General features: G+C 47.6%; 15 protein-coding genes and 1 pseudogene. 5 read left to right on the forward strand and 11 right to left on the reverse strand.

Annotated features, from left to right (window positions below):
- Positions 1 to 769: 769 nt before the first annotated feature.
- The 4 genes from ACFQI7_RS34805 to ACFQI7_RS34820 all read right to left on the reverse strand — a co-directional run bounded on the left by ACFQI7_RS34805 (position 770) and on the right by ACFQI7_RS34820 (position 9,326).
- Positions 770 to 2,080 (reverse strand): ABC transporter substrate-binding protein, encoded by a 1,311-nt coding sequence (locus tag ACFQI7_RS34805; RefSeq protein ID WP_218102945.1) that lies wholly within the window; start codon positions 2,078 to 2,080, stop codon positions 770 to 772.
- A 68-nt stretch (positions 2,081 to 2,148) separates the two neighbouring features.
- The gene (locus ACFQI7_RS34810; RefSeq protein ID WP_218102946.1) at positions 2,149 to 7,425 is read right to left on the reverse strand and encodes a golvesin C-terminal-like domain-containing protein; all 5,277 of its coding nucleotides are present in this window, start codon (positions 7,423 to 7,425) and stop codon (positions 2,149 to 2,151) included.
- Positions 7,426 to 7,453: 28 nt separating this feature from the next.
- Positions 7,454 to 8,521 (reverse strand): Gfo/Idh/MocA family protein, encoded by a 1,068-nt coding sequence (locus tag ACFQI7_RS34815; RefSeq protein WP_218102947.1) that lies wholly within the window; start codon positions 8,519 to 8,521, stop codon positions 7,454 to 7,456.
- Between the two features lie 43 nt (positions 8,522 to 8,564).
- Positions 8,565 to 9,326: a sugar phosphate isomerase/epimerase family protein gene (locus ACFQI7_RS34820; RefSeq protein WP_218102948.1), complete on the reverse strand. Its 762-nt coding sequence runs from the start codon at positions 9,324 to 9,326 to the stop codon at positions 8,565 to 8,567.
- A gap of 235 nt (positions 9,327 to 9,561) precedes the next feature.
- On the opposite strand from ACFQI7_RS34820, the gene ACFQI7_RS34825 reads away from it, so the two are divergent.
- A complete protein-coding gene (locus tag ACFQI7_RS34825; protein ID WP_218102949.1) occupies positions 9,562 to 10,338 on the forward strand; it encodes an AraC family transcriptional regulator in 777 nt (258 codons plus the stop codon).
- Between the two features lie 376 nt (positions 10,339 to 10,714).
- On the opposite strand, the pseudogene ACFQI7_RS34830 reads toward ACFQI7_RS34825, so the two are convergent.
- The 6 genes and pseudogenes from ACFQI7_RS34830 to ACFQI7_RS34855 form a co-directional block, all read right to left on the reverse strand.
- A pseudogene (locus ACFQI7_RS34830) lies at positions 10,715 to 11,152 on the reverse strand (NucA/NucB deoxyribonuclease domain-containing protein).
- Between the two features lie 93 nt (positions 11,153 to 11,245).
- Positions 11,246 to 11,701 carry a hypothetical protein gene (locus ACFQI7_RS34835; protein WP_218102950.1) on the reverse strand — a complete coding sequence of 152 codons (456 nt, stop codon included), beginning with the start codon at positions 11,699 to 11,701 and terminating at the stop codon, positions 11,246 to 11,248.
- Between the two features lie 792 nt (positions 11,702 to 12,493).
- On the reverse strand, positions 12,494 to 13,063 hold the full coding sequence (locus ACFQI7_RS34840) for a dihydrofolate reductase family protein (protein WP_218102951.1): 570 nt from the start codon (positions 13,061 to 13,063) through the stop codon (positions 12,494 to 12,496).
- Positions 13,064 to 13,741: 678 nt separating this feature from the next.
- A complete protein-coding gene (locus tag ACFQI7_RS34845; RefSeq protein ID WP_218102952.1) occupies positions 13,742 to 14,233 on the reverse strand; it encodes a GNAT family N-acetyltransferase in 492 nt (163 codons plus the stop codon).
- Positions 14,234 to 14,824: 591 nt separating this feature from the next.
- Entirely contained in the window at positions 14,825 to 15,277 is a 453-nt protein-coding gene (locus tag ACFQI7_RS34850; protein WP_218102953.1) for a VOC family protein, read from the reverse strand.
- Between the two features lie 566 nt (positions 15,278 to 15,843).
- Positions 15,844 to 16,257 (reverse strand): winged helix-turn-helix transcriptional regulator, encoded by a 414-nt coding sequence (locus ACFQI7_RS34855; RefSeq protein WP_143812996.1) that lies wholly within the window; start codon positions 16,255 to 16,257, stop codon positions 15,844 to 15,846.
- Positions 16,258 to 16,369: 112 nt separating this feature from the next.
- Here ACFQI7_RS34855 and ACFQI7_RS34860 point away from each other — a divergent pair, with 112 nt between their 5' ends.
- Complete coding sequence (locus ACFQI7_RS34860) at positions 16,370 to 16,843, forward strand: SRPBCC family protein (protein WP_218102954.1); 474 nt, start codon at positions 16,370 to 16,372, stop codon at positions 16,841 to 16,843.
- A gap of 1,400 nt (positions 16,844 to 18,243) precedes the next feature.
- Here the strand turns inward: ACFQI7_RS34860 and ACFQI7_RS34865 are convergent.
- Positions 18,244 to 19,443 carry an IS4 family transposase gene (locus ACFQI7_RS34865; RefSeq protein ID WP_377518403.1) on the reverse strand — a complete coding sequence of 400 codons (1,200 nt, stop codon included), beginning with the start codon at positions 19,441 to 19,443 and terminating at the stop codon, positions 18,244 to 18,246.
- 193 nt (positions 19,444 to 19,636) lie between these two features.
- Between ACFQI7_RS34865 and ACFQI7_RS34870 the strand changes: the two genes are divergently transcribed.
- Genes ACFQI7_RS34870 through ACFQI7_RS34880 form a run of 3 tightly spaced genes read left to right on the forward strand, consistent with a single transcriptional unit; the run spans position 19,637 to position 21,991 of the window.
- Positions 19,637 to 20,197: a tyrosine-type recombinase/integrase gene (locus tag ACFQI7_RS34870; protein ID WP_218102955.1), complete on the forward strand. Its 561-nt coding sequence runs from the start codon at positions 19,637 to 19,639 to the stop codon at positions 20,195 to 20,197.
- Positions 20,198 to 20,248: 51 nt separating this feature from the next.
- Entirely contained in the window at positions 20,249 to 20,749 is a 501-nt protein-coding gene (locus ACFQI7_RS34875; protein ID WP_218102956.1) for a cation:proton antiporter regulatory subunit, read from the forward strand.
- Between the two features lie 9 nt (positions 20,750 to 20,758).
- Positions 20,759 to 21,991, forward strand: a complete 1,233-nt coding sequence (locus ACFQI7_RS34880; protein WP_218102957.1) for a cation:proton antiporter — start codon at positions 20,759 to 20,761, stop codon at positions 21,989 to 21,991.
- Positions 21,992 to 22,003: the final 12 nt, after the last annotated feature.

Here is a 22,003-nt window from a genome sequence, read left to right on the forward strand (position 1 = left end):
ACAAAAAGAAGCCATAATGAAACAAGCGGTTCGAAGGCTCGAGAATCTTGGTTTTCAGGTAGCTCTCACCGCCTCGACAGCCTCGTAACCATCTTGATTTCACATAAATTCTATGAAGCACAGTTTTAAAAAAAACACTAAAGCTGGGCTTAGTTTCGTATTGCCAATTTTAGATCTATGCTATGTGAAATTTTCGGGGTAGCGCAACGACGGCAGCCAAACATTTTGGCGCTGCCGTCGTGTCATGATTGAGCTATCTTACCGAGGGAGTTGAAAAAACGGCAATCATGAATCCGACTGACGTTACACTCGAAACATTATTTTGTAACCAATTATTCTTGATCCTTGTTCTCGCAACATAAGGGTCAAGTTCTTGTCGCCCGACAATATCTGACACGATTGTGTCCGATGCGGCCCGTGATTCGGGATGATCGGGAGATACATTTCGATGGGATCGCTCCAGCTCATTCCGTCTGCGGACGTTACGGCAAGCAGCAATCGTTGTAAATCCTGTTTTGCTTCATGGAGCGCCGTGACATCACCCACGCTCTGGCCCGCTTTAGATAGGAGCTCCGCGGCTTTTTGCATACCTGTAGAACCACCAGCTCTCTGCATGTGGTTTCTCCATGTGGTTTCTCCAACCTATCGATTCAATATGATGGCTGGTATCATGGATAATGAACATTGGTTTGTCCTTCTCCGATGGCAAAAAAAGAACCCACCGCAGGGTGAATTCCTCTTTTGTTTGTAAAAGTATGCATTAACCTGACTATTTAAACTGCGGCGCAAGATCTTTGTTCGCCTGCTCCTCCGCCTTGCTCAACGCTGTATTCACATCCGACGTCCCGGTGACTACATCTTTGAGCGCTTGCGTGAGATATTTATCCGGCACTCGGTCAAATTGCGTCGATTTGGCAACCGCTTGCGGTTTCGCTTTGGTGATCGCTTCGATATGCTTGCCCTTCAAATAATCGAGATTGCTGCCGAATGTTTTCATGATCTCCGGATATTTGAGCACAGGCAGAACGCCTCTTTGCGCCAAAAGCGTCTGGTATTCGAACGAAGCGGACAAATACGAAATGATTTTAAAGGCGAGCGCCGTATGTTTCGTTTGCGACGAAATCGACAGCATGCTCGGCGCACCGCTGTGGTTGAAGCCGTTAATCGTCGGCGCCTGCGCCATATCCCAGTTAAAGCCGCTTCCCGACTTCGCTTCTGCCTCCACACGGCCCAGTTCGAAGTGGTACGGGAGCATCGCGAGCGTCTTATCTTTGTAGAACTTGTTGAGCGCCGCAGCATAATCCATATATTCAATGCCCTGCTTACTGAAGCCGTTCTTCAGGATGTCGAACGTCTGTCTCATATCAGGGTTGTTGAAGCTGCTTTTCTTGTTCGCCACATCGACAAATCCGGCATTGAAGAGCGCGTAAGTAAAGCTGTAGTTCCCAGGGAAAAAACCGGTATATTGGACGCCGCCGTCCGCCTTCGTTAATTTTTTGCCCAGCTCGAATGCGTCGTCATAGCTCATCCCGTCCTTTGGGTAAGGAACGGCAAGTCTATCGAAAATATCCTTATTATAGTAAAGAACCGATGCATAATTGGAGTATGGGAGAGCGAACAGCTCGCCTTTCGTGCTGAAATTTTTGATCGTATCGATGAGCGTTGGCTGGTACCCGGTCAAATCGATCGAATCCTTTTTCACCATATCGTTCAGGTTCGTCACCATGTTGCCGTCCACCTGAAGCGGAAAGCTCCACGCCGTCGTGAAGTAAATATCCGGCAGCGTGCCGCTGGAAGCGATCTCGCTGATATAAGTTCCTTTGCCCGGCTTGATGACCTTGAAGGTAACATTCGGGAATTTGCTTTTGACCGGCTGGGCGATCCGTTCGTTGAATACCGTTTCCGACATATTCGTCTCATCATAGAACAATAGCTCCACCGGAGTCTGCAAGTCGGCTTTGACGGACTCCTCCTGTTTGGAGGGGGCTCCTGAGCCTTGAGTGGAACCGCCGTTAGCGCAGCCCCCCAGGAGAGTTGCAGCCAAAATGGCAGCAGTGATCGCGAAGCCTTTTTGTTTCATTCGTTGTTCATCCTTCCGCAAGTTTTTAATGTTGCAGCTGTTACTCCTCAAAGCTGTAGAATTCGTTGTCAACTACTCGTCCCGCCCGACTCTCTCAAATAACGCAAAATATCAAGGAGGTGCGCAGCGTAGTCCGCATCCAGCGCCTTTCCGCGCTGCGCGTCGATTTTTTGGCGCAGTACGTCGAGCTCCTGCTCGAACGCCTTGCTCTTCCGTTCTTCCTTTTGCAAACGTTCGGCCTGGGTCAACAAGCTGCTGTATATTCCCTCGTTCCGGATCGAACCGGTTCGCAAGCCGAACAGCAGCGCATCGTCCAAATGATCGGCATCCATGACCACTTGAAGCGTAAATGTCCGCTTTATTGCATTTCCGGCGCGGTCTTCCGCAGTGACGGTCAGCAGGTGACTGCCAATGGAAAGCGACAGCTCCGGAGCATATACCCGGTCGATAACGCGGCCGTCCAAACGAATCTCTGTCGCCGCAACGCCGCTAAGCGGGTCGGTGACAGAGACAATGCCCTGCCACGGCTCTGTCAGCGGAATCCTGAGCGGGCCGTCGAAGCCGATCTCGGGCGGTGTGCCGTCCACCGTAATGTGTGCATTACCCGATACGGTTCCGCTAACGATGGAAGCTTTTACATCCGCAGCGCCCTCAGCAAGAGCTGTGACCAGCCCGGATGCATCAACGGCAGCGATCCGGGTATTGCTCGAAGACCAGAGGATACCGCCGTAAGTCGCATCAACCGGCGTCACCTGCGCGCTTAGCTTCACCTGCTGCCCGGGCTTTACAAAAGGGCTGCCTGGACTTACGGTCACGGCCGAAGCGGGACGATAATCGGAAATGCGCTCGTACTTCACGGCATCCGCTCTCGTATAAATGATATCGGTCGAAGATGCTGCAGAGGTTACCCTCGTCATCTTGACATACTCGGTTCCGTCGCCGGCAAAATCGAACGTGCCGAGATGGATCCAACCGGATGTCCCCGATGACGCATCGATATACGTAACCTCGGTCACCGATTGATGCTTTACTTCCACCTTGACCTGCGTATCGGCGCCCGGAATGTTGACGATTTTGTAAAAGGAGACCGAGTAGCGGCCCGCCGGAAGCTGCGCCATCCATGAAGCCGAAGCTCCTGGTTCCGTAGTATACCGGGACTTTACATTTTTGCTGTAGCCGGTTAAATTGCTCTGAATCCAGCGTCCCTGTTCGCTGTATGCGCCCGGTAATGAGCTGTCGACAATGACGGTCAGCTCCTTGATCGAAATGGAGATCGGCGACGTTGTTATTGTGCTCCCATCCACGGTTACGGTCGCCCAGACTTGAATGCTCCCCGTCACCCCATCTGTCCGCAAAAGCGTCAGCCGGCCGTTACCGTCCACCGCAGCCATATCCGGTCTGTCGAGCTGGTACTGCACGCTCGCGTTTCCTAGATTCCCCGGCAATCCGGTATCCATATAGCCGATCGCTTTGAGCTGAGCGGTTTGCGTCGTTTCCAGCGCGTCGCGATCCGATGTGAGGACGGCCGACTCCCATTGCGGCTTCACCCGCTCACTCACCCACATCACGGCATCGGCTGCGACCCGTGTGCCGTTCGCCTTGTTGGTCAGCTCGACGTACCCGCTGCGTCCCGACGCGAACGGAAACACTCCAAGGAATACCCAGCTTCCGTCGGCCGTTCTCTCGTTCACCGTGAACGACTGCGAGCCCCCGTTGTAGTTAACCGTAAATAGAGCGTTCGTCGCCGCGTCGGCTATGCCCTGAGGAAGCTTGTAGTATACGCTGTAAGTAACGCTTTCCGGCAGCTCCGGCCGAAAGCGGATTTTGCTCGTGGCCGTGCCCGTAGTCGTTTTCGCGTAAACGTAGTTATCGTAGTAGTAATGATCCGCCGACGTATCGCCCACCCAGATGCCTTCCGTTTCCGCGTCGGCGTTATCGACGACGATGGACGGTCCCGGCTGCCAGGCCGGCTGATCCGGCGGAACCGTCACCCGGTCAGGCAAATACAGCGTCCGCGCACGTGTCTTTTTACCTCCCGACTCCATGTAATAAGTGAATGTCCGCGACAAATCGTTTACCTTGATCGACCATTCCATCGGATAGATAGTATCCGGATCCGCCGTATACGTCTTTCCGCCGTCCAGCGAGTAATGTAGCGTCGCCGCTTGCGTCGTTTTAGCCTGCACATAGGCGTCATAGCCGGTCTCATCGGGTCTGACGAGCAGCATGCCTTTGACGGCGTCAATCGGGCTGTACGTATCGAAGAAATAGCTCGCGCCGGACGTGTCGGTGCCTGTTCTTGCCTTGTGCAGCGGCACGCGAATGTCGAGCCCCTCTATGATGACCGCCGTGATTCCTTTGCCCGAAACGGTGACGCCGATTTTCCCGCCCTTCATTACGGTTTGCTCCGGTGCACCGTTATCGCGGATGACCGTTACGGGATATGTTTTCGCAGGGTCGAAGCCGATGATATGCGGATTCAGCTTAAGCTCCGTCTGCTGCGGATCGGCCGATTCATTCGCGAGTCCGATGTAGAAGCGGTCGCCGCTTTCCGCCGTAATCCAGTTCAGCTGCGGATTGCCCGTCTCAATAATGCCTTTGGGCATCCACAGCCATACGCCCGAATGGCCGTAAAACGTTCCCGGCTTATGCCCGTACAGATGATATTTGAACCAAAGGAAATCGGTTTCAAATACGGACGGAAACGAAATATTCCCGTTCGATTTCAGCGTCTGCTCGGTGATCAAATAATCCATCGTTTGGCCGAGCTGCCCCGGAATATGATGATAATAGATCGAGGTCGCCTTGCTCGGACCGAGCAGCGGAAAGTCCGCTTCCAGCTGGCTGACGGCGAAGCCCCTGTAATAATAGCCTGGGTAGCTTCCGTATCGTCCGATGACCGCGTTATGAGCGATATCCTCCAGCAGCTGATCCCCCGTATACATCGCCAGGCGCAGCATAAACGGCGCTTCCTGCGCATTCATCCGGTACGCCGAGGAGGTCGATCCCGCTTCAAACGTAAGCCCGTTCGGCGAGACGAGCCAGCTGTCCGCCTGTATTCCACCGGCTGCATCTTCCGGAAGCTTCGTTCGGGGGTATCCGTACCTATAGCTTTCCGGCCAATGGAACGATTCGAGGTAAGGGTACGTCTGCGGCTGCGGAACGGTCACGGTGCCATCCGGAACCGGACGCGCCGTAAACATGGTGGCGTACCGCTTCGCTTCCTTATAAGCGGCGTTCAAGTAAGCCGGCTCTCTCGTCTCCTCGTACAGCTCCAGCAGCTCCATCCAAAGCTTGCCGTAATTGTACAAAAAATCGGTCCGGTCCGGGCTCCTCGTCTCCGGAATATCGATCTTCTCTGCGAGATAACGGTCAGCTGCCGCCTTCGCCTCCTGCAAATACGCCCTATCTCCGGTCATGCGGTACATCATGAGCGGCTGAATGATCGGCCCTCTGTCGCTCTGCTCCGGATTGCGGAACCGGTATTCCTCCTGTCCCAGTGCAGATATGCCCGCCGCCGTGCCGCCCGTCATTTGGTAAACGGCGGATACGGTTGAACTATCGAATGGCGCGGAGGCCATCTTCCATGAAGACTCCGAGCCGTAAACCGGCTTTTGCTTCGGAGACCAGCCGACATTGTTGCGCGACACGCCGTACTGAATGGACGGCAGCGCTCTCGTATCGTACAGCTTGCTGTCACCGGTCAAATAATACGCACCGAGCAGTACGCCGCTTGTAGTCGTGCGAACGGCATCCTCGTTCTCGATGTCGATAAAGCCTTTGGCCCGGTTCCACCAGCCGCTCGGCGACGGGACATAATCGACCGAGTCGTCCCCCTGCGGCTCCATTTGGATCAGATCGATCATATGGAACATCGCATCGGTCAGCGACTGTCCCGCAGCATTTTGCCGATAGGCGGCATATTGGTATTCGCTACGGAGAATGTCCCGGTAAGTGTCGTACAGACCGCTTCGCTGCGCGATCAATCCGAAATGGAACCGGTACGAGCTTCCCGCGGTCATCTTCGATGCGCTGCCTAGCTGCGGAGCGTACAGAATCGGCTGCACGTCGCCCTCGTTGTTGACAAGACTCATCCCGAGCCGCTGGCCCGCTGCGCCTCCCGCCGGTTCGAAGACAAGCGGCAGCTCATCGGAAGGCAGGAATACCCCATACGTATAAGCCGCATCCGCGCCGTCGTTTTTTTCAACGAGACTCATCGGCGCGGTCAGCTCCCACAGACCGGTCGATTCCACCGTGCCGACCATTTTCGCATGCGACCGAAAGCCGCTGAGCACCTCATTCACTGCAGCGGTTTTCTCTGCAGTGAAAGACTGATAGCCGATCACATAATTGCCGTCTCTCCGCGGGGTAAAGTCGTACGACAAGTCGGGCCTGCTTCCGGCCATCGACCAGCTTACCCTGAAATCGTAATCGCTTACATGCGAGGAGTCGGTAAGTACCGCCGTTTGGCTGTCGGGAAAATCGACCCGGTCGAACGTAATCCAACGATAGTTCATCGTCTCGTAATAGTTGGTTCGCTTCCCCGCGTCCCCGTCGAACACAACCCACTGCTCCTCCAGCCTTTCCGCTGAGGAATGGGCCGGCACCCAGCTCCCGTGATCGTTGAAAAATAAGTCGCGAACGATCGTTTTACCGCCATCCCAAACCGCTTCATAAAAAACAGCTTTATACCTGTCGTTTTGAATTGCGCCTTTTTCCGTGTAGCGAAGATTCGGAAGCGTGCGGCTGCGCAGAGGACCTTGCTGCGCTTCTTTTTGCGAGATATCGCCCTCGAATTTGACGGCATCCGCCCGGGTAATGATGTTGCTGCTGCTCGCCGTAATGCGAGTCAGGCTGACATATTCGGCGCCCACGCCGGAAAAATCGAACGTCCCGAGCTCAATCCATCCCTCCGCTGCGGGGGTCAGATCCAAATACCGGGTATCCGTCTTCCCATTATGAACGATGTCGATCTTCACTCGAGGGTCCGCCTTATCCGGCCATTTGACCTTGTAAAATGATACGGTAGCCGACCCTTCCGCCAGGTTCGGGTTCCACGTGATAGACGAGCCGCCGATGGTCGTAAATCTCGTCGTGGAACCGTTTACACCTTTCACCGTAGTGGAGGTGCTCCAAGAACCTGCGTCGGAATAGCCGGGGTCGCCGTAATCGATGACGATGCTGCATGGTTGACAGCCGCTGATCGACTGGGCTGTTGCAATGCGGTTCGCCCCCGCCGGCTCCCAAAGACCGGCATAAGCGGTGCTTATGCCGGCCGGTCCGGACGAAAATAAGACTTCCATGCAAACGAATACGAATAAGAGCAGCTTGGCGATTATGCGCATTAGAAACTCATATCCTCTCCAAATGGAATTACAGTCTGACTTCTTTGCCCGTTTTTCCCGATTCGTAAATCGCGTTTAAAATTTTGATCATATCTACACCGTGTTCCGGCGTGTTGATCGGTTCGGCCCGGTTATGGAGACAGTCGATAAAATGCCGCAAATGCTCGGCATGCCCCAGTGCTCCGATTGCAGACGGCAAAACCGGCGTAATATTGGTCAATTGACCGGCCGTCTCGGAGAAAAGGCTCAGCTCTCCTTTTTTCAAATGCGCGCCCGACTGTGTGCCCCGAAGCTCGATGAAATTCATCTCTTCCCCGATATTTGACGCCCAGCTGAACTCGATTTGCAGCGCAGCCCCGTTATCGAAACGGATGAAGCCGATGGCCAGATCCTCTACGTCGAACGTGCCGCCCTCCTGCTTTTCACCGAACTGGCTGTGGGCGGAATCGGACAGCTCATTATTGGCAAACTTCGTATAAGTAGCGCCCGATACGGCAACCGGTCTCGGATTGCCCATCAGCCACACCGCCAGATCGATAAAATGTACGCCCAGGTCGATCAGCGGCCCCCCGCCGGACAATTCCTTCGTCGTAAACCAGCCGCCCTTGCCCGGAATGCCACGGCGGCGAATCCATCCGCAGCGGCCTGCATAAATTTCGCCCATCTGCCCTTGTTCGATATATGCTTTCAAATAGCGGGCCGCAGGGGTAAACCGGTTGTTGCGCATGACCATCAGCGTCCGGCTGGATTCTTTGGCCGCATCCGCCATTTTCTGCGCTTCTTCCGGGCTGACGGCGTCCGGCTTTTCGCAAAATACATGCTTGCCGGCCCGGAGCGCCGCTATGGCGATTTCCGAATGGTACAGGTTCGGGGTGCAGATGTCGATCACGTCGATATCGTCCCGACGCAGCAGCTCTCTATAGTCTGTATAGACGGCGGAAATCCCGTAATCGCTGGCCGCCTGCTTCGCTTTCGCTTCATTGATATCGCACACGGCGACGATTTCTACCTCCGGATGCTCCTTGAGCGGCTTGACATGAGCCCCGCGAAAAATGGCCCCTGCGCCGACGATACCCCACTTCAGCTTTTTAGACATGTTCATACTCCCCCATGATTCGTTTAAGTTTAGGTTTCAAGTTTCATTTCATTTCCGAAATGAGCCTGGTCAGATTGGATATGCTCGTTTGGACGCAGTCCAGCGGATTTCTCCGGCACTGATCCTGCTCGACCACATACCACTCCACGCCGCTTGCTTCGCCCCACGCTAAAATCGGTTTAAAATCGACGCAGCCCGTCCCGATTTCAGCGTAAGTCCGTTCCTCGTCGTCCGTCATATCCTTCAGATGAATGATCGGCATGCGCCCTGCATAAGGCCGGATGAACGATGCAGGGTCCAGTCCCGCTTTTTGCACCCAGTATACGTCGATTTCCGCCAATATCCGGTTATTTGGGAGCGGTTCCAAAAGGAACTCTAAAGCGGATACCCCGTCGACTGGCGCATCGAATTCAAAAGCATGGTTATGGTAACTGAGCCGCAGCCCCGATTTGTTCATGACCGAAGCCGCTTCGTTCAATGCTTGCTTGATCTCCCGGTAGCCCGTTTCCGTCCGCTGCTCCGGCGGAATGCCCGGACAGATGATATCCGTAGTCCCGAACAAACGGGCCTCTTCGATCGCCTGCTCCGGCTGGTCGGTAATCATCTTCAGTCCTACATGCATACCGGCCGTTTGCAACCCCGTTTCACGCAGAACGGACGCCAGCTCGGCCGGATCGTAGTGATAATATCCCGCCATTTGCACACCGGCCCATCCCATCCGTTTCAGCTCCCGCAGCAGCTGCGGAAAATCATTCCTGCACTCCTCACGCAGCGTGTATAATTGAACCGCCAATTTATGTATCATACAACTCTCCTATGCTATCATTTCCTGCCTGGCAGATTACCTTTATTGTAATGCGGAACCCTCCTTAAGGAACATATCCAATCCAAGCAAAAAGTTAACGGATCTGCCTATTTATCCGCTATTTTACGTAAAAATCCTTTTTAATAAGGAAAATATACTTTACGAATCTGCGCATCACTTTATACAATGAAGCTACCTGTATTTCCTGTATATGTATATTCGAGGAGGAATATCGATGAAGTTCGTTGCGATCGGACATTCGACTCATACTAGGCCGAGGTATACCGATAGACGCGAAGGATTAAGGCATTATGTCATTAGGCTGCAGACGGACGGCTCCTGTAAAGTGGTCGTAAACGGAGTGACTCATGTAATCCGTCCAGGAGACTTGATGCTATGCAGACCGGGTGACTCGTATGAGCTGATCATCGGCGACGAAAGCACTTGCAGCTCCGACTATTTCTTGTTAATTGAACCCGGAGAGCCGTGGCTAAGCGAATGGTGGGACAAGTTTCACGCCCCTGACAAGATCCAGTTGGGAGTCGATGACGATTTGATTTCCATGTGGAAATTGATTCGTTATGAGAAAAGAAGGCTGCAGAAGGAGAACCCCGATATTGTGAACTGCCTGGTGCAGGCGTTTTTTCTTCATTTGGGACGGCTGATTACAGAGGGCAAAGGCCCGACTGGTTACGAATGCTCGGTCTCCAATCGAATCAAGGATTTTATCGAAAAACGCGCCGCCAGCAAGCTGACGCTGAAAGATATTGCATCTCATGTCAAATTGAGCGTATCGAGAACTTCGCAATTATTCAAATCTGCATTCAATCAATCGATTATGGATTATGTGATCGAAACGAGGCTGATCATGGCCAAAGAATACATCTTGATCGGAGGAAACACACTAGAGGAAATCGCCTATCTGTGCGGATTTTCAAATTATATTCATTTCAACCGGTCATTTCGCGCCCGTTACGGGATCTCTCCAAGCCAGTATAAGAAGAACTTGTGATCGAAGCCTCTTCGATGAAAATACGACTATGGACATTGGTACAATCCGCAAATCCGCCAATTGCATACGTTGTAGAATGATGTTTATCGCGAACGCAAGCTGATACGTTTAACGGATATTATACGAACAATTAATGAGATTAGCGCCACTTACCAGTAAGTGGTGCTTTGTCATTAGCCTGGCCGATCTGATGGAGCAATTCGTGAGCTCTCGCCGTGCACCTGTTCCTGCTGCCGCACGTAGGCCGTCGGGTAGGTCTTCTCCGTTCAGTCCGATTGGCGCCACCGCCGTTGATAGTCGCCTTTGGCGATACACGTGCGTAGCAACGCACCGCTGTACACCGTCATCGGAACAGCAATAAATTAATGCTATCGCGTCATTTAACTAGTATCTTTACTTTCGTACCATCAGGATACTTCTCAAGTTGATTACTCACCCATGAGCCAGCTCCTCGATTATCCGAAGGGTTAATATACATTACATCGGCACCTTTACCGCCTTCTACACACATCGCCATTGGAAATTCATCTCAATCCAAATTAGGCTTAGTAGGGATGCCCTTTAATGATTCATTTCTATTCTCGTCTGCTCCCTTACGGTCAATTGTGCAAACTGAAGATTCGCCTTTTTCAATCGCTGACTTTATGTGCGCGGCTGTCTCCGGAAAACGATCAGATGGAAAAATTAAAGTAAGTGATGTCTCAGTTGCTTGATTGATGGGCGTAACAATAATTGTAAGTTTACTTTCTTTATTAAAATATAATATTGAAACAATAATGAGTAAGGTCAACAAGTATTTAAGTTTATTTTTCATTTTAATTGGCCTTCTAAATGGATTTTTTATTGTCGTGACCCACTGTCCGCAGCAAGGTTCACACCATCCGAAGCTACACCTTTAAAGCGACTATTAAGTTTCAATAATACTATACAGGGACGAGTATTCATCATAATCTATTCCTTGGTAACTCTTAGCTCGATCAATAATAATTTGAGCTTGATCTATCTTCGTCTGCAGTTGCGGATAAAGCAATAGCCGTTCAGATTCTTTACATTTAATAAGTATGATTCTGTAATAATCAACTTTTTTATCAAAAGAATAGTCTAAGGACCGTTCAGTAAAATCGAATGGCTGACTATAATCAACTAAACTTTGAGCGTTCCGACGGGATATTGCCTCGTTAATGGATTGAAGACCAGCTTCACGTAATCGACGATCTTGGAATTCTATATCGTTCTGCCGAGATATTACGTCGTTTATGAATTGTATGCCTGTTTCCTGGCGCTTTTGGTTCTCAATTTCGACGCGTTCTTGTTCAAGTTTTTCCTTGGCTTTCTCAGAGCGAGCCACAGCATGAGCCAACATAATTTCTTGATGCTCATCTTCATTACCATACCAGCGCAGCGACCGGCTATTCCTTGAGGCCAAGGTCTGGAAAATAAAGTCCTAGACTGTCGTTGGTTCATTGAATTAACGTCTCCGTTAGTTCAACGTTTTGGTGTACTGCTAGCTCGTTAACCTATTATCTCAAATGTCTAGTATCTGGCCATAAAATCTCGACCTTTTGTAGTATGATTCGTTTAGGAATTTTGAATTCTGTATATAGCTCTTGCATATTTTTCTCATTATATTGCGATGTCTTCACATGTTTTGTTTTTGTATCCAGAATTCCTATTTCCTCCAAACTACCATCTTTTCTTTTAAAAACAACATAACGTTCATCCCAACCGACCTCGGCTACATTAGGATTAACAATTGTTTTTTTGTTACTTCTTGGCGCTATTTCATAAATCTCATCTTCTTGTGTAACTTTATAGATCGGACGAAGGAATGTGAGGGCATAGACCCGTCGAGATTTGGGAGAGTGAATCCCGAGGACCTTGTGGAGAGAGACGTGCAGCAAACGATTTTCATGGAGATGTTGTAATTAAGTCAGCACCTTCTATTCCTGCATGCGCCCTAACGGATCTATCTAACCGCATAAGCTCTCGTTTCAACTCCTATTTAAACAGGGTATGTGAAATCCTACGAATGAGCGAGCATTCGTGAGAGAAACCTTATTCTCATAGGGAGCTGAACAGCCTGCCGGATCACGCCGGCAGGCTGTTTAATTAAAGTAACGTTCCCCGTTAGAGCGGAACACCTTGTACGGCGCGACTATTTCTCCAACTCATAGCGGGTCGCGATAATGCCCGACTTGAGCGTTCGGCTGGACAGCAGCTTGAGCCTGATTTTCTCGACGCCGCCGTCGAATACCGATTTTCCGCTTCCCAGGACGACCGGACAAATCGTCAATAGGAATTCGTCGATCAGGCCGAGCTCAAGCAGCGTCTTCGCAGCCCTCGGGCTGCCGAAGATAACGAGATTTTTGCCAGGCTGCTCCTTGAGCACCTTGATTTCCTCTGCGATTTTGTCCTTGATCAGCATCGTATTGTTCCATTCTGCCTTGTCCATCGTGCCGGAAATGACGATCTTCTTAACATCCTGCAGCCATTTAGCATGCTCCATACCGTGTCTCGACGCATTCGGATCATCCAGCACCGTGGGCCAGTAGCTCTCCATCATCTGATACGTCGTACGTCCGTAAACCGGAGAGCCGACTTCGGCTACGACCTCCTCGGCGTATTTCTCTAATTCCTCGTTGTATGGAATCCAATCCAGTCCTCCGTTCGAATCTGACGCATACCCATCCAGCGACACATGCATGAACAATACGAGTTTTCTCATGTCCGTTTCTCCTCCGATTTCGAATATATCTTGTTCGATTTTTTGGCCGTTGTCCTGTGTTTTGTCCTGCTGTTACGTTCACTATAAATCATTACGTTGCGTAAGGTTCAAGGGGGTATCTGAATTTTTTTGCAGACAACAATGTTGCGCAAAACTGCCCGTCCCTCAGTATTAAGGGTTTATCTCACATATACTCACTCATTCGCAGGATTTTAACACCTAGGATTGCAGATGTTGTATAAGAGAGAGCCGATCAAACATAGCTATCCCAATTTTGGGCATACGGGAACAGAAGAAGTACTGGAACACTTCTCCAAGGGTTATTCTTCTGCACGCATACTCCACACTTACTTGGGGTTCACCATCCCATGACTCTACGGGTCTATGCCCTTACATTCCTTCGTTACACCTGACCAAGGCGTGTTATGCGGGTTTGAATCGGGCTATGTTCTTGTCGTCCGACAGTTTACGGACGACAAAGATCAGACGACAAGAACATGACCCGTTAAACGATAAGAACTTGTCCGATTGTCCACTTCGGCCGTTAAACGAAGATTCCGTACAAAATCAAAAAAGTACCTAAACCCTAGGCCTTGCCCAAAGATAAGTACTTTCCTTCCTTTTGGATAATGGGAGCAGCCGCGGCTGCTCCTTGATCGATTGAATTAACGTTATCCTTTAGCTTAACGAGCCTCTTTTTAAATAATCTGATTTCACTATTCCATAAAAGACTAAATCATCGTATAAACCCCACTTCAATACATGCTGAGGGAAAATACCTTCTTCTTTCATACCGATTTTTCTCATTACCTTATATGAACCTGGATTTTTTGTCATTGCAGCCGCAAAAATACGATTTAGGTCTAAGTCTTCAAATCCAAATTGAACGATTCTTCGAGCAGCTTCTGTTGCATATCCTTGCCCCCAAAATGGTTGACCTACCCAGTATGCAAGTTCAGCACGTTTATGTTTTTGAGATATTCCTAAGCTCATATTTCCAATCAGTGATCCATTTTCTTTTATTATCATCGCAAAAGCGTAACTATCCCCTTTTTCTGAGGATTGACGAACATTTTCAATCCATTGTTCCGCTGCCCCATCTGGGTAAGGATGAGGAATTCCTAGAGTTGTACGTGCCACTTCTTCATTGCCAGCTAGCTGTTGGATCATTTTTGCATCGGATAACTCAAAAAAAACGCAGCGTTAAACGAGTTGTCTCCATTCTTAGTTCAATGAAAAAAATGCCCCATAGCAAGGGCTACAGGGCTAAGGTTTATATTTAAAAAGGGGGTCAACTCTTATTATAGGCTACATTTATTAATGCAAGGTGAAATGATGATTTCAAGTTTATTACAAAATACTGTTAATCTTGTTGTTGAAGTAATCCGTCCTTTTGCTTTATGAGGCCGCCTGATCGATCCCGCGGCAGCCTCTTGGTCTAGTTTTCGAGCTATCGTACCCGTTAGTTGATTCCCTTTAATTTGGTTTTGCATCGATTTCCGTTAAAGTTCATGCATCACGAAGTCCCACCGAGTTAAGGCAGCTTGCTGCCGGCCGCGATGCAGTTGGTCGGTGCGGATGTGTCCCGGCAATTACTTCCTCGTTCCTTGTTTCCGGGACCGAGGGTCGCCAAGACCCGGCGCGTGAATGCGGTGTTTATATGATGCACCCGACTTCTTCGAGATACTTTCACACTGCTTTTCTGTTTCTATTTTTACTCTAGCAATGTATATTTCAGTTAAGTCTTCTTTTAAACGTCACTTATTTATTACCGAGTTGTTCCGCCAAACCGATTAGAAGTCCTTCATTTCCACGAATGTAGCAGAGCCGATACGAGTCCTGGTACTGAACCACTTCGCCAACGAGCTGAGCACCATACTTAGTGAGTCTGGATACCATTTCGTCAATGTCTTCAACGGTGAACATGACGCGTAGATAACCGAGGGCATTTACAGGAGCAGTTCGGTGATCTGATATAGTAGATGGGGTGAGAAATCGCGAAAGTTCAAGTCTGCTGTGGCCATCTGGGGTAACCATCATAGCAATCTCTACACACTGTGAACCCAGCCCGGTTACGCGACCAGCCCATTCACCTTCGACAGTAGCTCGCCCTTCGAGCTTCAAGCCAATCTCCTCGAAGAAAGAGATTGCGTCATCAAGAGATTCTACAACGATGCCAACATTGTCCATTCTTAGTAATTTGTTTTTTGCCATAGTTTTATCTCCTTATGAGTACAAATTTATTACCTGATCATCTTCATATTTATTCTATCAAGAATTACCAATTCCTTCCAAAACGATTACCATCTTGTCACAGTTCATGAAAACAAAGATAAGTCACAGTATAGTAAAATGTGAAATTTGGTTTTCGGATATGTCATATTAACTTTTTTTCTACGAAATTCAATTCGTAATTACCGTAATAAGATCGTTTTACGTAATAAAATTACGTAGATACCCCTTTTCTAAACTCCTAGTCAGCCGACAATTTTGTACATATGCACACGTTAAAGTAATACACTAAATTATTCATTTATTTTTTATTTGTCCAATGACACAATATCACCCTCAATGATGAATCAATCATGCCCCCATTCGATTTATTGACACAAATACACCCGCAATCATGAGTTGATTGTGGGTATATTTGTGTCAATTTAGATTTGCCCCGTACCGTATTCGAATGAGTTATAAAAAAGACTGCCGGAGCAACTATTCTGCTATCGTTCTCCTTTAGCTTAGTACATTTGTTCCATACAAAGGAATTGCGACGCGATTTTTTATGATGTAATATCGTCGAAATTCTGCAAAAGGCGCAGCTCCAGCCCTTTTTCGTTTGTTGTTAGTTCTTGCATGATCGGAATAGTCATATCGGTATTGGGGTTGTATTTCAGGCCCCAGTGCATAATGGCAAAAACGACCGGAAACAGGTCAAGCGCCTTTTGTGTTGGTCGGTACATGGTTTGTGCACGGTTTGAATCCCCTTCTATCTTGACGAGCAGGCCTGCTTCGACGAGTGATTGGAGCCGTGCGCTCAAAATATTAGTTGAGATGTGCTCGCGTGAAGCAAGAAACTCGCGGTAATACCGCTTGTTATGGATAAGGACGTCACGAAGTATGACTAGGCTCCAGGGATCACCCCATATGTCGAGCGCATATACGATTGGACAAACTGTGGAAGGTCGCTTTTTCATGAGAATGATTATACAATTCGTGCTTGCGTTTTGCAACTTTGTACTTGCATATTGCAAGTACAAAGTTTATACTCGGTTTGTAGTCAACAATTAACGAGGGGAGATAACTTGCATGAATCAAAGTTACAGCACTTATTTTAAGGTAGACCAAAGCCCCGAAGAAGTCTTCGCCGCCATCAATAACGTCCGCGGATGGTGGTCTGAGGAAATTGAGGGCACTACCGACGAACTCGGTGAATTTAAGTACCACTACCAAGATATTCACCGCTGCACCATCCAAATCACCGATCTTGTTCCAGGTAAAAAGGTTGTTTGGCACATTACAGACAACTACTTTAACTTCGTAAAGGACAAGAACGAGTGGAAGGATACCGACATTGTCTTTGAAATGGCCAAGAAAGACGGCAAAACAGAGGTTCGATTTACGCACGTAGGCCTCGTTCCCACGTATGAGTGCTACGCCGTCTGTACGGACTCCTGGGGCATCTACATAAGCGGCAGCCTTCGCGACTTGATCACCAAGGGTAAGGGACAGCCCAACCAAAGCGAGCAAATTGCAAACAAACACGGCATAAAGAACTCTTAGAACCCACTTGCCATAGACCGAAGCTCGGCGCTTAGCAACCAAGGCTTTACCAAGAGATTGCGCTGCCATTTCTGAAAGCGTCGATCAAAGTATTAGCAATAGTCAACGCAGACTTCTGCGGGTTTCTCCCCAAAAAACTTGCCGTTATTTGTGGTACGGTTCACCCAGCATAATCTTAATTTAACGTACAAGAATACGTTCGTCGGGAATTAGTCAAGTTCTTGTCAATTACGGGAATGGGATCAAGTTCTTGTCATTGGATTTTGACAAGAACTTGATCTCATAACATAAAAAAGCCGCAATTTACGCAGCAATTAATGAGACTATGTTCTTGTCACACGACATTTCTTATATATTGTTACACAATATAATGATAATGTATTTTCGATCATCAAATAATAAGTTCTATATTGGGGGTTTGTTTTGTGTCAATCCGTACCTTGCATGAGCCCCGATTAATCAGCCGTTCTTTCTTGCCAGTTTGTTGAGTAAATCTGACCGATCTTTGAATGATTTAAGATTTTTCGATCAACTGGATCTCCTTGAGCTCGTTTTTAGACCTCGCAATAGAAGTCGCATATTGTGCTTGCTTTTTGACCGACGAAACAACGTCAATTATGATTTTGAGATATGAATTCCAAATTCGTTCGGAGTGACGTTCTCCTCGTTTACGACGCATTCAAAAAACCTCACGATAGTGAGCGTTGAAGAGCCCAACTGGCGAGGTTTCAAAATGATTTCGCGCTTCATCTTCTCCATTCTGTACATGGTCTGGATCGGATTGAATACGAGATTCACGACTGTTTTATTTTTCGTTCGGATGTACAACTTATCTTCGATATACTCCCGAGGATTGCGGAACTACTTCGGCGTGTCCATGACCTTGGCTTGCTCTTTTATCTGGTCATGTATTTTGGCGAGCACATCAGCTTTCCCTCCTTAAAAGAAAACATGTAGATCATGACCCAAATCATGAATGACAAGCAGATTCCGTTATATAACCCGATCAGGAAATTGGATTCTTCGAGATCGTGCATCATCATCCCCTTCACGTCACGTTATCTTGCCATACAGCTCGTGAAAACGGTTTACGCTTGAGTCTGTGGAAATATAGGAACCTCTGTCGATTGCTGTTCATTCAATACAATTTTTAACATTTTAACTCAACTTTCGCAGCTTGAGATTGGTAGATAAGCCTTGATGTAACTGGGCAATCCGGTCATCCATTGCTGGAGTTGACGTTGAATAAAGCCAGAAAGCTTCTTTCCGGCTTTCGTAGCGATCTCGTTGATCAATTCGACTAAGTGTTGTAAAGCTACTGTCCAATCAAGCGTTCCTACTTCATCACATAGCAAATAAAACAGTCCGCCAATGGAACGCTGGTCTGTACTTTGCCTGTGTTACCAAGCCAGCACAAAATATCTGGCGAACACAATCGTTATATGGCTGACAATCATGTCGTAAGAACGTCCTTGAAACTCTTTCTGCAAACGTAAGAGCAATTTGGCGCACTTAAAGAAGACTTCGATCTCCCGGCGCATTCTGTAAATCCGGATGATCTCTTCGGCGCTCAAGATTAGGTCGGTCGAGACAATAGCGAGCCATTCGCTCTTCTTGGAACGATGGCGGACAAATACGACTGTAACCGGAATACCGGGTGCAAGCTTCGTTCGGACCATGCGAATGATATTTCGGTTCTTAACTTCGATTCGCGGTGCGGATACGTACAATGCCTTTAGACATAGCCTCTTTCCGTTGACGATGTAGCGTTTGTTATCGTTCTTCACCATCCCTATGACATGCAGTCCACGCTGCATAACTTCCTGAATCAGTGGTGCATGGGTAAACCAACTATCCATGAGCACATAAGAAGCGGAAATGCCGGATTGAATAGCTCGGTCTAACATGGTAGCGATCACCTGGGGCGCGGGGAGAAAAGCTTCCTGCCGGCGTTTGTACCCGGAGGAACGCTTATCAATTCCTTCAAACATGCCATTGATGGCCGAATTTGCGGACCTCAGCAAGGCAAAGTCCATTGGGATAAAGGAAAGTCCGTCGGACCAACCCATCGTCAACATGCGGAATCCTTTATAAAAGCTACCTGTAGCATGATCCTTGAAACGTGCAAGCATTTCAACAGCTTGCTCCGGTTGCGTTCGAACATAGAATCCAGAGATAAAGGCCGTCACTCTGCTGGCGGAGGTCAGTTTCTCTACGCGCAGGACCGTTTCGGAGCTGAGTGATAGCAAAAATCGTCGCCACCCATACCCGCTATGATTTAGAAAGCGGTAAACCGTATCTTTGCCGGGAAACGATTCGCTTTTATTGCTCTCTAGTAGGCGAAACCAGTTCTTCTGGTGAAACAGAAGGATGAATACAAGGCGAAACAGATAGGCGCCGATTAAACCGAACTTCTTCTTGAAACCCACAGCATTCAGGTGTTTAAGTACGTTCAATTCTTGAAATGCTGGTTTAATCACTTTTGGCAGTTGATCGAGGGGCTGCTTTTGGTCATCATATAGATGACACCTCTTCTGTATGGTAGTGATTGGTCGCACTCTCACTTTACCAAACGAAGCGGTGTTTTTCTGTTTCTTCAAGCCATATATCCAAATGCACTCAAAACTTTGCTGTAATTGAATTAAGTCGAGTTTCGATCTGCGAAAGTTGAGTTATTTAAAATATCTGCAAACTAACGAAAAACTAAGGTTGATTTTTTAAGCACATTATTTGAATGTTACATAATACTATAATATAATATGATTATGTAACGTGGATTAAGGAGCGTTTAGAATGGAATATGTTGAAGCGTTAAGGGATGTCAAGCAAATCAATGCAATAAAGAAATATTTAAAAAAGCATTCTGAGCGTGACTATCTCCTCTTTGTATTTGGTATTAATACGGGGTTGAAAATTACCGAATTGCTTGAAATCAAGGTGGCCGATGTTTTAGAAAATGAGCACACGGCTAAAAATTTTTATCAGTGTTCACACCTCGATTGCATGAAGGAGGTTTACCTTAACCAAAAGGTAAAAAAAGCCCTTCTCCAATTTGTCCAAACCAACCAGCCGGACACGGAAGACTATTTATTCAAATCTGGCAAAACACAAAAGCCTATCACTCGCCAACAAGCATATCGAATCATTCATCAAGCTGCTGAAGCCATCGGTATTGAGGGGAAAATCGGGACCCATTCATTGAGGAAAACATTTGGATATCATGCGTATAAACGCGGGGTGGCCATCTCACTTCTCCAAAAGCATTTCAATCATTCAACCCCATCTGAAACTCTAAAATATATTGGAATCTCTAAAGAGGAGAAAATGAAAACTGAAATTGATGTTAACCTATAATTTTAAAACCCGCTTAATCCATGTGGCAAATTTTATTAGGAGGAATCAAAAATGAACGTTCGCGAAATCGAGCTCCCTGGAATCGGGAAAAAATTTGAAGTCATCACTAAAAGTAAGGATAAAATTGTGGTGATTATTCATGATGACGGCAGAAGGGATATTTATTATTTTGATCAAGATAATTTCGAGGAGGCAATCGCCAACACTTCCTTTGATGATGCCGAAGCACGGCAGATCGCTGCAATCATCGGCGGTATGACGTATGCGCCAAAGGCATTGGAAACGATTGAAATGGCCTTTGATGATTTGGTCATTGAATGGTTTAAGGTGCAGAACGGGGCGGAAGCAGCCCAGCAAACCATAGGACAGCTCAATATCCGTCAATCCTATGAAGTCAATGTCGTCGCAATCATAAAACAAAAAAATTACAAAGAAATTCATACCCCTGGACCTGAAACACTTTTGGAGGAAGGTGATACTGTGATCGTATCCGGACAGCGAAAACAAGTAAAAATGTTTGTAAAAGAAGTGCTCACAAGAAGGGATGGGTGATACTAGATAATGACGAACACTTTACTTTTTGAAGTCGGAACAGCTTTGGTCATAGTGGCTCTTGCCGCCCTATTGGCAAATCAATTAAAATTCTCCATCATCCCTTTTCTCATCCTTTTAGGGATGGCGGTCGGCCCCCATGCCCCCGAAATTGGAATATTCGATTTCACCTTTATTGAAAGCTCAGAAATCATCGAGTTTTTCGGACGCATCGGTGTTTTGTTTTTATTGTTTTATTTGGGAATAGAGTTCTCGGTCGGAAAATTAATACGGTCCGGACGGTCCATTGTAGTTGGCGGGACCATTTATGTAGCGATGAATTTCTTCCTAGGTTTGATTTACGGGTTTGCTACAGGGTTTCCGGTTATGGAAACGTTAATCATTGCGGGGCTCCTAAGTGTTTCCTCCACTGCGATTGTGGCTAAAGTGGTTGTTGATTTAAAAAGAACAGCAAATTCCGAAACAGAATTGATTCTTGGGATCATTCTTTTTGATGATATATTTTTGGCGTTATTCCTTTCTGTCATGTCAGGCCTCTTGTTAGGCGGCTCAACCACCGTATTTGGTACCATCATATCGGTTCTTATTTCTCTATGTTACATGCTGCTATTTTTCGTTATCGCCCGTAAAGGTACCCCTATCCTAAACAAACTATTAGATATTAAATCGAATGAAATCTTTATCCTCGTCATCTTTGCCTTGCTGTTTTTTGTAGCAGGCTTTTCCGAGAAACTCCATGTCGCTGAAGCCATCGGTGCTTTGTTATTAGGTTTGGCCCTTTCTGAAACAAAACATCGGGAACGTATCGAGCATTTAGTTATTCCCTTTAGAGACTTCTTCGGAGCGATATTTTTCTTCAGCTTCGGATTAAGTATTGATCCATTTAGCTTAGGCGGGGCCATATGGCTTGCTATAGGCGCCATCATTCTCACAATCATTAGCAACTTTGTAGCTGGAATGATTTCCGGGAGAAAAGCTGGTTTATCACACAACGCTTCCTCCAATATCGGATTGACAATCGTTTCGAGAGGTGAATTTTCGATCATTGTTGCTAATTTAGGCCTTGCCGGAGGGCTTATGCCTATTCTTAAACCATTTACAGCCGTTTATGTTTTAATTTTGGCAATCCTGGGGCCATTGTTAGCTAAGGAATCCAAAAATATATATAAATTTTTAAATAACATATTCAAATGGGAAAACAAGAAAAAAAACCGCTCACCCCTTCCCCACAAAAGTCTGTAGAGGTTCAAAAAT

Origin of the sequence: Paenibacillus allorhizosphaerae (assembly GCF_042659105.1) — a bacterium.
GTDB classification, from domain to species: Bacteria; Bacillota; Bacilli; order Paenibacillales; family NBRC-103111; genus Paenibacillus_G; species Paenibacillus_G allorhizosphaerae.